Here is a 12,058-nt window from a genome sequence, read left to right as displayed (position 1 = left end):
GACATGACCCCAAACCGTCGGCGCGGCGGTGACGTCCGCACGCTGCTTTCACCGGCGACCGTGGGCTCGACCTCGGGCTTTTTCGGCACCTTGACCCTCCAGCCGGGTGAGGTGGTGACCGAACACCTGCATCCCTACTCGGAGGAGTTCCTCTACTGCGTGCGCGGCATTGTGACCGCCCGACTGGACGGTCAGTACCAGGACCTGCCGGCCGACCACGGGGTGTGCATCCCGATCGGGATGCGCCACCGCGTCGTCAACACCGGTGAGGAGACCGCCTTCCTCGTCTTTCACCTCAGCCCGCTGGCACCCCGGCCCGACCTCGGTCATGTCGACACCGAGGTACCGCTCGACCCGGATGCCCCGCACGTCCCGGTCGCCCCGTCGGCGCCCACCGTCGACTCCCTGCCCCACGGGTCCGGACAGTGAGCGGACCAAGACGGACGGCGGTCACCGGGATCGGGGTGGTCGCCCCCGGTGGGGTCAACCGCAAGGAGTTCTGGACCCTGCTAACCGACGGCCGTACCGCGACGCGGCGACTGTCGTTCTTCGACCCGACCCAGTTCCGTTCCCAGGTGGCCGCCGAGTGCGACTTCGACCCGGCGGCGGCCGGCCTGACCGCCCGGGAGATCGCGCGTAACGACCGGTTCGCGCAGTTCGCCTTGGCCGCGGCGTTGGAGGCGGTGGAGGACAGCGGCCTGGACCTGCGGGGCGGCGGGGACGGTTCCGGGGACGGCGGGGACGGCGGGGACGGCCCGATCGTTGGCGTCAGCATCGGCAGCGCGGTGGGCGCGACCACCCGCCTGGAGAACGAGTACGTCGAGGTCTCCGACAGCGGGCGGGACTGGGAGGTTGATCCCCGGTACGCCAGCTCGTTCCTCTACCACGCGATGGTGCCGAGCTGCCTGGCCACCGAACTGGCCTGCCGGTTCGGCGCGCACGGCCCAGCCTTCGTGGTCTCCACCGGCTGCACCTCGGGCATCGACGCGGTCGGCTACGGCCATCAGCTCATCGTCGACGGCGAGGCCGACATCGTCATCGCCGGTGCCTCCGACGCGCCGATCTCCCCGATCTCGATGGCGTCCTTCGACGCGATCCGCGCGACGACAGCCCGCAACGACGACCCCGAACACGCCTCCCGTCCCTTCGACGCCAGCCGGGACGGCTTCGTGATGGGGGAGGGCTGCGCCGTACTCATCCTGGAGGAGCTCACCGCCGCCCGGTCGCGCGGTGCGCACATCTACTGCGAGGTGGGTGGGTACGCCTCGCGCTCGAACGCGTTCCACATGACCGGACTGCGCCCCGACGGGGTCGAGATGGCCGAGGCGATCCGGGTCGCGATGGACGCGGCGCGGGTCGGGGCCGACGACATCGACTACATCAACGCGCACGGATCGGGCACCAAGCAGAACGATCGGCACGAGACGGCCGCCTTCAAGCGTTCGCTGGGACAGCGGGCGTATGACATCCCGGTCAGCTCGATCAAGTCGATGATCGGGCACTCGCTGGGCGCGATCGGGTCGATCGAGATCGCCGCCTGCGCCCTGGCGATCGAGAACGACGTCATCCCCCCCACCGCCAACTGGACCACCCGCGACCCCGAGTGCGATCTCGACTACGTCCCGAACATCGCCCGGGACCACACTGTCGACGTGGCCCTGTCGGTCGGCAGCGGTTTCGGTGGCTTCCAGTCGGCGATCGTCCTCGCCGCCCCGACGCGATGAACGCCGCCGTGGAGGCCTCCGTCGCGACGGCCGCGGGACCCGCGTACCGGGACGGTTCGCCGCAGGCCCCGGTCCGGCCGGTCGTCACCGGTCTCGGCGTCCTCGCGCCCAGCGGCATCGGGACGGAGGAGTACTGGGCATCAACTCTGCGCGGCGAGCTGAAGATCGCGCCGATCAGCCGGTTCGACACCACCTGGTACGACGCCACCCTTGCCGGCGAGGTCGCCGGTTTCGCGGTCGAGGATTACGTCGACAAGCGGTACATCGTCCAGACCGATCGGTGGACCTGGTTCGGGATGGCCGCGTCGCGCCTCGCCATGACCGATGCGCGCTACGACCCCGCCGCGCACGATCCGTATGCGACCTCGGTGGTGTTCGGCAGCGGGTCGGGCGGTGTCGACATCGGGCAGCGCGAGCTGGGACGGCTGTGGACCCGGGGCCGCACCGCGGTGAGCGTCTATCAGTCGATCGCCTGGTTCTACGCGGCGACGACCGGGCAGACCTCGATCCGGTATGGTCTGAAGGGGCCGTCGGGGGTCCTGGTCAGTGACGGTGCCGGCGGAATCGACAGCCTGGCCCAGGCCCGGCGGATTATCCGCCGCGGCACGCCGACGGTGCTCGCCGGGGGGGCCGAGGCGAGCCTGACGCCTTATGCGATTGCCGGCCATCTGTCCGGTGGCCGGGTCAGCACCGCGACCGTCGCGGCGGACGGCTACAAGCCGTTCGACGTTCGGGCGAACGGTTACCTGCCCGGTGAGGGTGGCGCGACGCTCGTGCTCGAGGATCCGGCCGCCGCCGCCGCCCGGGGAGCCCCGCACGTCTACGGCGAGATCGCCGGCTACGCCGCGACGCACGACGCCGCCCACCACGAACGCCCCGCCCCGGACGCGCGCTGGCTCGCCACCGCGATGCGCCGGGCCCTGCGCGACGCCAGCCTCACCCCGGACGACGTCGATGTCGTCTTCGCGGACGGCGCTGGTTCACCGGACCTCGACGCCCAGGAGGCGGCGGCGATCCGCACGGTCTTCGGGGCCCGGACGGTCCCGGTGACGGCGCCGCAGGGCTTCGTCGGCCGGCTCCTCGCCGGCGGCTCGGCGTTGACGGTAGCCGCGGCGTTGCTGTCCATCCGGGACGGGGTCATCCCGGCGGTGGGCAACCTCGACACCCCCGATCCGGCCCATGGGCTCGACCTCGTGCGCACGCCCCGGCGTGTACCCGTGCGGGTGGCGCTGGTGAACGCCCGCGGCTACGGCGGTTTCAACAGCAGCCTCGTGGTTCGCGCCGTCGGTCCTTGCTGAGGAGGACGTACCCACCCGTATCGCCTGCCCGTATCGCCTGCCCCCGCTCACCAGCCGAACCTCACCAGCCGAACCTCACCAGCCGAACCTCACCAGCCGAACCTCACCAGCCGAACCTCACCAGCCGAACCTCACCAGCCGAACCTCACCAGCCGAACCTCACCAGCCGAACCTCACCAGCCGACACCTTGACACAGGAGACAGTCAGCGATGTTCCCAGACCTGGCCGGGCGACGCGCCCTGGTTACCGGCGGTACCCGCGGCATCGGACGGGCCGTGGTGCTCGGCCTCGCCCGAGCCGGAGCGACGGTCGTTGCCGGCCACCAGCGCCAGACCGAGGAGGCCGAGAGCCTGCGCCGCGAGCTCAAGGACACCGGCGGCGACCATCTGCTCGTCCAGGCCGACGTCGCCGATCCGGGCCAGATCACCGAGCTCGTCGAGGCCACCGGCACCCACCTGGGCGGCCTCGACATCGTCGTGAACAACGTCGGCACGATCAGCCACATCCCCTACGCGCAGCTGCCCCTGGACGAGTGGACGCAGGTGCTGACCACCAACCTCACCGCCACTCACCTCGTCACGCAGGGCGCGTTGTCGTTGCTGGGGGACTCCGGTTCGGTGATCAATATCGGATCCGGCTCCGGGGTGGTCGGTCTGCCGCTGCGGGCCCACTACACCGCGGCGAAGACCGGCCTGATCGGACTGACCCGCTCGCTGTCCAAGGAGCTCGGTGTCCGCGGCATCCGGGTGAACCTGGTCTCCCCGGGAGTCATCGAGACCCACCATGCCGAGGGCATCGACCCGGCCGTCAAGGCGGCCTACACCAACCGCATCCCGCTGGGACGCATCGGGACGGCCGAGGAGGTCGCCGCGGTCGTCCTGTTCCTGGCCAGCGACGTGTCGTCCTACGTCAACGGCGCCACCTTTGCCGTGGACGGAGGCATCTGATGACCTCGACCCCGCCTTTTCGGATCATGCTGACAATGCGGATCCACCCCGGTCGGGAGGCCGAGTTCGAGCAGACCTGGCTGCGGATCGGCGACGCGGTCACCTCGCACCCGGCGAACCTCGGGCAGTGGCTGATCCGCTCGGAGGAGGAGCCGAGCACGTACTACATCGTCAGTGACTGGGTTGACGAGGAGCAGTTTCGCGAGTTCGAGCACAGCGAGCGTCACCTGGTGCACCGCAAGGCGCTGCACCCGCTGCGCGCCAGTGCCTCGATGGTCACCGGTACCGTCGTCGCCCAGTTGGCCGGCGCGGCCTCCCTGACCGTTCCGGCGGGAAGCTGACCGTGGCCGGTCCGGCGAAGGTTCGGGTCATGCTGTGGGCGGTCGACCCGCCCGACGATCCCGGCGCGGTGGAGCGGGCTTACCACGAGATCAGCTCCAAGCTGGTCGGCACGCCTGGCCTGCTCGGTAACACGCTGCACCGGTCGGCGGCGGACCCGTCCCGGTTCGCGGTGGTCAGCGTCTGGGCGAGTATGGCCGAGTTCAACGTGTGGGAACAGGGGGCGGACCACCGCGGGACGACCTCACCGCTGCGTCCCCTGCAGGATCCGCAGCGCCCTCCAATGATCGACATCGAGATCGCCGCGTACGGCCCGGACGGGCCCTTCGGCGACGATCCCCCGGACTGATCAGCGGGTCCTCCGGCTCCGCTACCCGGGGACAGGTAGCCGGGCTCCAGTGGCCGGGGACCGATCGCCGCCGCGGCTGTGCCGGGGGCAGCCCCACCGCCCGAACGGGCGGTGGGGCTGACGCACGTGGAGCACGAAGAACGTCTTTCGGATGATCTACGGATATCATGGTGGGCGTGGACGAGTCATCCCGCCGGCCCATCCACCATCCAGTCTCTCGACGCCAAGACGATCATCCTATCGGAGCGTCGCTACGATCGTTTGACCCCGCCCTCTTTGACAGGGCGGGGTCGTTTCGCGACGACACCCTCTAGTTCGGCGGCGCCGGCTGCCAAGATCTCCTGGATCGCCCCCACCGGCTCCTCCGACGGGCTCAGGTCTCTCCGGCCGGTCAGGCCTGCCAGCATGGCCCGCTGTTCGAAGCGGGGCGGCCCGGTCGTCTGGTGTCCTCTTCGCCCGCTTCGACCAGGTGTCCGATGATGCCGCTGAGTGCCGGTTCTGCGCCGAGGTGTAGAAATGCGCGGTCTGCCCAGGACAGTCCCGGGGCGTACTCCTCGGCCGTGAAGGCGGTGGCGCGGGTGCCCCGGGCTCGGAATCGGGGGGGTTATGCCGGACTCATCCGCTCTTGATGTCCTGATCGGGCTCGCGTTGCTCTTTGCCGCGTTCAGCCTCGCAGTCTCCCGGATCAACGAGGCCGTGCTCGCTCTGTTCCGCTACCGGGGGCGCCAGCTGGAGGCCGAGCTGCGACGGCTGCTCGGCGGTGACCGGCCCGCCGAACCGTCCGATCCGGGGGCGGACCCGCCCGCGGATCGGACGGACCTCGTCGCCGAACTGTTAGACGGGCCGCTTCGGGCCATGCGTGCCACTGGCCGCGACACCTCCCTGCCGGCCATGGACGACCATCCGCCGGTTTCCGGTACCTGGGCCTCGGTGCGCCGCGCGCACACACTGCGGTTGCCGTCCTACCTGCCGTCCACCGCCTTCGCTCGGGCGCTGCTGGACCGGGTCGACCCGCCCGCCCGGGCCCTGCTGTCCCAGCTCCGCCCGGACACCCTGCCTGACCACGTCCCCGACGAGGCCAGGGCCGCGTACCGGCGGGCCTACGACGGTGCCCGGCATGCCCTCGGGGAGAGGTCCGCCCAGGCCCTGTACGACGCGATGCCTGTGGATCACCCCACCGGGCGGGTCGTGGCCGCCGCGCTCGTCGCCGCCACCAGGGCCGGAGCCGTGGGAACGATGGAGGACGGGCTCGCCGCGATGCCCCCCTCCCCGGCGAAGACCGCGATGACCACAGCGATAGTCCAGGCCGGCGGGGACCGCGAGAAGGTCGTCATCGAGCTGGCCCGGTGGTACGACGACGCGATGGATCGCCTGTCCGGGTGGTACAAGCGGCGCATCGCCGTCTTCCTGCTCGGCTACGCGGTCCTGCTGTCCGTCCTGTTCAACCTCGACGCGATCGGGCTCGCACGGGCGTTCTGGCAGGACGGCACCGTGCGGCAGGCGGCCGTGACCGCGGCCCAGGCCGAGGTGGGCTCATCCGGCGAGGCGGCCGGGAGCTCCGCCGGGAGTTTCGCCGGGGATCCCGCCTCCGGCACCCGCCTCACCTCCGACCAGCCCATGGTGGGGGACGCCACGGAACAGGTGATCAAGACGGTGCGCGAGGCCTCGGGGCTCGCCTTCCCGATCGGCTGGGTCCACAACTCCGCGGGCCGCGACGACCCACGGGAGGTTCCCGACTCCGTCGAGGGGTGGCTCCTGAAAATCGCCGGCATCGCGATCGCCTGCTTCGCGCTCACCGCCGGCGCCCCCTTCTGGTTCGACCTGCTCGGCAGACTGGTGAACATGCGCGCCACCGGCCCCAAACCCCGGGCCGCCAACGGATAGATCAGGGCCCTTCCGTCGGCGAGCCGGCTGGTGCTGGTGCTGGTGCTGGCACCGGCACCGGGTGGATGCCGAGCTGGTCGAGACGTCGCACCAGCGCCTCCAGGGTCGGCCGAGGATGCCGGTAGAACTCCGAGCCGCGGATCCGGAAGAACGTCCAGCCGAGCCGTTCCAGGATCCGCTGGCGGCGCAGATCCGCCTCCCACTGGTCGGGCCCGTGGAAACGGTCACCGTCGCATTCGACCGCGAGGCGGGGGCCGCGGCGCCCCACACCCCCGGCGGTGGCTCCTTCGGTGACGGCTTGCTCGGCGGTGGCTCGCGTGGTGGCGACCCCTTCGACGACCAGGTCGATCCGGTAGCGCCCGACCGGATGCTGGGGGCGCACCCGGTAGCCGCGGGCGAGGAGCTCGCGCAGGACGGCCCGTTCGAACTCGCTCTCGCAGCGATCGGCCAGATCCGCGTCGAGCCGTCCGGTCTGCCCGGCGTACATGTACTCGATCAGCTGGCGCCGCACATCGTCGTCGCGCAGCGTGGCCGGGTCGACGCTGTGGAACACCCACATCTGGTTGCGGGCGCGGCTCGCGGCCACGTTGACTCGTTGCTGGTCGCGGCGGCGGGTGGCGGCCGAGCGGTTGTCGTCCGCGACGACGGAGATGAAGATGACGTCCCGTTCGTCGCCCTGGAACTGGTACGGGTCGCCGACCCGCAGGTCGCGGCGGGAGAACTCGCGCTCCCCGAGCCGTTCGACTAGGGTGTGTTCGATGAGGCGGGGCTGGCCGGCGCCGAGCAGGGTGACCACGCCCATGCTCATCCCGTCGTAGGCCGGGTCGGCGCAGCAGGCGAGGACCCGCTCGACGAGGGCCTGCGCCTCCGCTGGGTTCGCGTCGCCGAAGCGGGTCTGCGACCGGGCGCCCCGGGGGACCCGGACGGGTCGCAGCGGCGCGCCGAGGGCGAGCTCCGGATCCTCCCGCAACGGCAGGATCTGCTGGTCGTAGAAGCGGTTGGAGAAGCCGATGATGTCGGGCAGGCAGCGGAAGTGCTCCTTGAGCACGATGGTGCGCGGGAAGACCCGGGCCGCGGTGTCGTAGAGACTCGCCTCCACGTCGAGCAGCGAACGCTGGGCGACGTCGGGCAGGTGCGCGTCGATCAGGGCATGAACCTTGGCCCGTTCGATGCCGACGGCCTCCGGACTCGTCTGGGCGTCGTCGCCGACGACGACAGCCTTGCGGGCCAGGCTCAGCACGCCGAGGGCCAGCAGGTCGCACTGGCTGGACTCGTCCACGATGACCACGTCGAACAGGTCGTCGGCGCCCGGGTCGAAGCTCTCCATCACCCGGTGCGTCGGCATGATCCACACCGGCACGGCGCCCATCGCCGCCCGCATGTGGGCCCGGGCCTCGGCGCGCCACCGCGGGGCGTACTTCCCGGTGCCCTTCCCGATCCGGTCGAGTGCCTGTACCCAGCCGGTCAGCGCCCGGCGCTGGGAGTCGCCGAGCCGGATCGCCAGGCCCAGCCGGGCGGAGCGACGCGCAGTCTCCAGCACCAGGGCGCGCACGTGCCGCGAGGCGTCGGCGAGCTGACGGCCGAGCGTGGTGAGGTCGCCGTCGGAGTGCAGGTCGTCGAGCCAGGTCTGGGCCTGGCGCCAGCGCCACGCCTCGCTGGCCCGCACCGCCTCGCCGCAGCTCGACGGGTCACCCTGTCCGGTGAGGATGGCGTCGGTCCACAGCGGCGCGACCGCGCGCAGCCGGGCCGCCAGCCGGTCCCGGCGTTCCACGCCGGGGCGCAGCGCCGCCAGCCGGGCGCTCTCGTCGAGCAGCGCCGTCCATGTCGCCAGGTCCCGCCTGGTCAGCGCCTCGTGCAGGTCGGCCCACACCCGGCCGGCCCGCGGGCTACGGCCTCCCTCGGCGAGCGCCCGTTCTACCTCGGCGAGCGCGCCGGCGATCTCCTTCTCGCGCCGTCGGCCGGTCGCCGTGGCAAGCAGGCCGGCGAGGTGGGAAAGCGTGTCCGGGTCGGAAGGCGTCGTCGTGACGGGATGGCCGGTGGGATGGCCGGCGGGATGGCCGGCGGGGAAGACAGCGCGCAGCCGGGCGGACAGCTCCGGTGCCGCCCGGCGTTCCCAGTCGACGGCGTCGGCGAGGCCGCCGGCGACCGCGTCGAGCCGGGTGAGGACGTCGGGTGCCGCGGGCTCGATGGCCTCACCGCCGAGGGCGGCGGCGATCGCGGCCTGACGGGCGGCGGCGGCTGCCAGCGTCTGACGGCGGCGCACCTCTGCCTCGACGATTGCCACGTCCTCCCCCGTGCGCGCGGCCAGCCCATCGACGCGCACCGCGTCGTGCAGGTCCCGCAGCTCCCGTCCGCCGAGGCGGGGGATCCCCCGGCCGGCGGCGAAGCGGCCCCGCAGGTCGGCGAGCAGCCTCAGCTGGACCCGCGGGTCACCGGCGGGCAGCTCGATGGAACGGCCGAAGGTGAGGGTGGTCAGACGGCGCAGCTCGGCGACCTCGGCGGCGAGGGCCGTGGCCTGGTCGGCCCAGAACCTGGCCTGCTCACCCGACGCCGCGCACTGCGCCCGGGCGGTGGTGAGCCAGCCGACCGACAGCCGGCGCAGCCGGTCGGCGGCGGCCCGGGTGTCCTCGACCAGGGCACGGACGCCGTCGGCACCGTCGGCACCGTCGACGTCGAGCGCGTCGAGCGCGTCGACGGACAGGCCGGCCTGTTCGAGGTCGGCGAGCCCGGCGCGGATCTCGTCGAGTTCGTCGTGCAGCCGGCCGAGGGCGACCGCGCCCGGCAGCGACGCGCCGTCCGGCAGGTCGCCCGGCAGATTGCCCGCGGCGGCCCGGGCGTCGGCGGGGGTGATCTCGCGCGCGGTCCGGTAGAGCTCGGCGAGCTCGGCCGGGCCGAGCGGAAGCGCGCGGGTGGGGTCGAGCCGGTCGGGAACGAACCCGAGCTCCTCCGCGCGCTCGGCCAGCCAGCTCGCCACCTCCGGCGCGCGTTCCCGCCCGTGCGGCAGCTCGAACTCCCGCGCCTCGCCGGCCAGCAGGTCGATCATCCGCAGTTCGAGGGCGCGGGCGGTGGCGCGGGCGGCGTCCAGCTCCTCGGCGAGGGCCTTCACGGCCGCGGTCTCCCGCGCCGGGTCGACCTCGCTGACCGCCCCGGAGATCTCCACGATGGCGGCGCGCAGTTCGTCGAGGTCGGCCCGGCTCGACCCGAGCACGGCGACGGTCAGGTCGCGCAGCTCCCGCGGGATCTTGTCGCGCAGCACCGCGAGGGCCTGTTCGTCCTGCGCGGTGACGAGCACCCGCTGCCCATGCGCCACGAGGTGGCAGATCATGTTCGCGATGGTGTGGCTCTTACCGGTGCCGGGCGGCCCTTGCACGGTGACTCCGCGGGCGCCCGCGAGCTGCCGGGCGATCCGCTCCTGGTCGGCGTTCGTCGGCAGCGGCATCAGCAGGCGTTCACCGAGCCCCGCGGGGGAGCCGTCGTGACCGCGCCGGCCACGGCCTCGATCGGCGTGGGCACCCTCGGGGAGGGTGCCGTCGGCCCGATCGTCCCCGCCGAGCGCGGCGGCGACGAGCCTGTCGTCGGCGACCACGGCGGCGATGGCCTCGGGGAGCAGGTCCCGTTCGGCGAGGGCGGTCCGCAGCTCCGCGTAGAACTGCGCCTGCAGGGCCGGCCGCGGCCGCACGTACACCGCCCAGGTGTCGACCAGGACGGGGCTCGGCCCCGGCGGGGGCACCGGACCGGTGGTCGCGCGGGCGTCCAGCCCGAGCGGCGCGAGGATCTGGCGGTGCAGCTCGGCCTGGGCCGGGGCGTCCCACGGATCGGCCGGCGCCGTCCGCAGCCGGTCGCGCAGGGCCGACATCTCGTCCAGACCGGGGAGGCCGAGGCCGTGCAGGGGCTCGGTCTCCAGGCTCACCGGACCGTCGGGATGCAGCCGGATGACCCCGGAGTCCGGATCGACCGTCAGCACCATGCGGGTGACGAGCAGCGGATGGATGATCGTCGCGTCGCCGACCCGCCAGCACAGCACCGAGTGCCCCCAGGCCAGCTCCACGGTCGCGGCCTCGCGCTGCAGCCGCAGGCGCAGGTCGAACAGGCGCTGGTAGAGGGCGCGCGCGTCGCGGGCGGCGCGTGCCTCGGGCGCCCACGGCCGCCACACCTGACGCACCCAGGCGTCGAGCAGTGCGACGGCGCCCGGCGGAGCGTCCCGCTCCTCGCCCGGGACACCGGGAGGCTCGCGCTCCCCGGTCTGCTCGACGGCCTCCGCGTCCAGGAGATGGGCGGGGATGGTGGGTGGGGCGTCCGGGCTCACCACCGTCCCGGCCAGGTAGCGGTCGAGCGGGGGTGGCCAGCTCGGCGCGGCCGGCTGGGGTACCCGGGCGACCTCCAGCCAGCTCTCCCGCTGCGTTGTCGGGCCGAGCCGGACCCCCGGATGGGACGGGACGTCAGCCGGAAGGAGCGGAGCGGGGACGTACTCGGCGAGCTGGCGACGGGGGGCACCGCGCCGTTCGGCGGCGAGCGCGGCCAGGTAGTCCAGGAGCCGAAGCGACCGGCCACGGACCTGATCACGAGCGGACATCGGGCTCCTCGGCTGGCGGGCTGGGTCAGGGCGCGGCGGCGCGACGCCACCTGCCGCCCGCGCCTTCGCCTGATCGACCTTACGACCTGTCTCCGACACAATCGCCGGCTTCCGGCCTGTCCCGCTCGGACCGCCGCTCGGACCGCCGCCCGGACCGCCGCCCGGACCGCCGCCCGGGGACGCGCGGCGCGGTTCCGTCCGTGGCCGCACCTACGCCGGACGAGGCGGCCGACGCCTGATCCACTACCGGGGACGCACGTGGGGTGGTGAACTGTCGGCGTGTCGATCCTGTCGTCTCCTGGACACGCATAGTGACCATCGGTACCGTCCGACGTCGTCTGGTCCGACGTCGTCCGGTCGGGCTGCGCCAAGTCGGGCTGCTGGGGGAGAACCACCATGGGATTGCGTTCCGGCGGTGCCGCCGTGCTCACGAGCATGCTGCTTGTGCTGGCCGCGGTTCCGGTCGCGGCTTCGCGCCCCGCGGACGGCCCGTCGCGTTCCGTGGCGGAAAGCTCGCGTTCCATCGACGAGGCGCCGGACCAGGTCTCGCTCCGTGCTGGTGATGGGGACCACGGCCGTGGTGGTGATGGAGACCCCGGAGCGTCCGCCGGCACGGGTGCGCCTCGGCCCCCCGCCCCGGACAGGACCGGGACGGGGGGCCGCGGGAACTCGCTTTCCTATACCGGTGGGCAGATCAGCGTCCTTGCCGTACTGGCGGTGCTGTTGCTCGGTGGGGGAGCCTTCTGGCGGCGCGCGCACCGGGCCGGGTTGTCCTGAGCGCGGTGACCTGCCGGCTGCCGGCCGGCGAATCTGGGGGACCTGAGCACAGTTTGCGGTCCCTGGACCGTGACGGGCTCCCCCAAATTCGGCCGCCGCGCGATGGTGGTCACTGCATGAGCTGACCGTCTACCGGACTTCGCGGCCGCCGACGTCGCGGGGCTTC

The 12,058-nt window shown here is 72.8% G+C and carries 9 protein-coding genes; 8 read left to right on the top strand and 1 reads right to left on the bottom strand.

Annotated elements, in window-relative coordinates; translation table 11 throughout:
* Positions 1 to 3: 3 nt before the first annotated feature.
* The 7 genes from FRANCCI3_RS14335 (at position 4) to FRANCCI3_RS14305 (ending at position 6,542) form a co-directional block, all read left to right on the top strand.
* A complete protein-coding gene (locus FRANCCI3_RS14335; RefSeq protein WP_082456678.1) occupies positions 4 to 429 on the top strand; it encodes a cupin domain-containing protein in 426 nt (141 codons plus the stop codon).
* Positions 426 to 1,724, top strand: coding sequence for a beta-ketoacyl-[acyl-carrier-protein] synthase family protein (locus tag FRANCCI3_RS14330; RefSeq protein ID WP_011437238.1), 1,299 nt, complete (start codon positions 426 to 428; stop codon positions 1,722 to 1,724). The genes FRANCCI3_RS14335 and FRANCCI3_RS14330 overlap by 4 nt, the downstream gene beginning before the upstream one ends.
* Positions 1,721 to 3,022, top strand: a complete 1,302-nt coding sequence (locus tag FRANCCI3_RS14325) for a beta-ketoacyl synthase N-terminal-like domain-containing protein (RefSeq protein WP_011437237.1) — start codon at positions 1,721 to 1,723, stop codon at positions 3,020 to 3,022. The genes FRANCCI3_RS14330 and FRANCCI3_RS14325 overlap by 4 nt, the downstream gene beginning before the upstream one ends.
* 210 nt (positions 3,023 to 3,232) lie before the next feature.
* Entirely contained in the window at positions 3,233 to 3,970 is a 738-nt protein-coding gene (locus FRANCCI3_RS14320) for an SDR family NAD(P)-dependent oxidoreductase (protein WP_011437236.1), read from the top strand.
* Entirely contained in the window at positions 3,970 to 4,311 is a 342-nt protein-coding gene (locus FRANCCI3_RS14315; protein ID WP_011437235.1) for an antibiotic biosynthesis monooxygenase family protein, read from the top strand. Before FRANCCI3_RS14320 ends, FRANCCI3_RS14315 begins: the two co-directional genes overlap by 1 nt.
* A 29-nt stretch (positions 4,312 to 4,340) precedes the next feature.
* On the top strand, positions 4,341 to 4,658 hold the full coding sequence (locus FRANCCI3_RS14310) for an antibiotic biosynthesis monooxygenase family protein (RefSeq protein ID WP_049761094.1): 318 nt from the start codon (positions 4,341 to 4,343) through the stop codon (positions 4,656 to 4,658).
* A 606-nt stretch (positions 4,659 to 5,264) separates the two neighbouring features.
* Positions 5,265 to 6,542 carry a hypothetical protein gene (locus tag FRANCCI3_RS14305; RefSeq protein WP_011437233.1) on the top strand — a complete coding sequence of 426 codons (1,278 nt, stop codon included), beginning with the start codon at positions 5,265 to 5,267 and terminating at the stop codon, positions 6,540 to 6,542.
* 1 nt (position 6,543) lies between these two features.
* Here the strand turns inward: FRANCCI3_RS14305 and FRANCCI3_RS14300 are convergent, their stop codons facing one another.
* Positions 6,544 to 11,115, bottom strand: a complete 4,572-nt coding sequence (locus tag FRANCCI3_RS14300) for an AAA domain-containing protein (protein WP_011437232.1) — start codon at positions 11,113 to 11,115, stop codon at positions 6,544 to 6,546.
* Between the two features lie 396 nt (positions 11,116 to 11,511).
* Here FRANCCI3_RS14300 and FRANCCI3_RS14295 point away from each other — a divergent pair, with 396 nt between their 5' ends.
* A complete protein-coding gene (locus FRANCCI3_RS14295) occupies positions 11,512 to 11,892 on the top strand; it encodes a hypothetical protein (protein ID WP_011437231.1) in 381 nt (126 codons plus the stop codon).
* Positions 11,893 to 12,058: the final 166 nt, after the last annotated feature.

Source organism: Frankia casuarinae (assembly GCF_000013345.1).
In the GTDB taxonomy this organism is placed as follows: Bacteria; Actinomycetota; Actinomycetes; order Frankiales; family Frankiaceae; genus Frankia; species Frankia casuarinae.
This window is presented reverse-complemented; position numbering and strand designations above follow the sequence as displayed.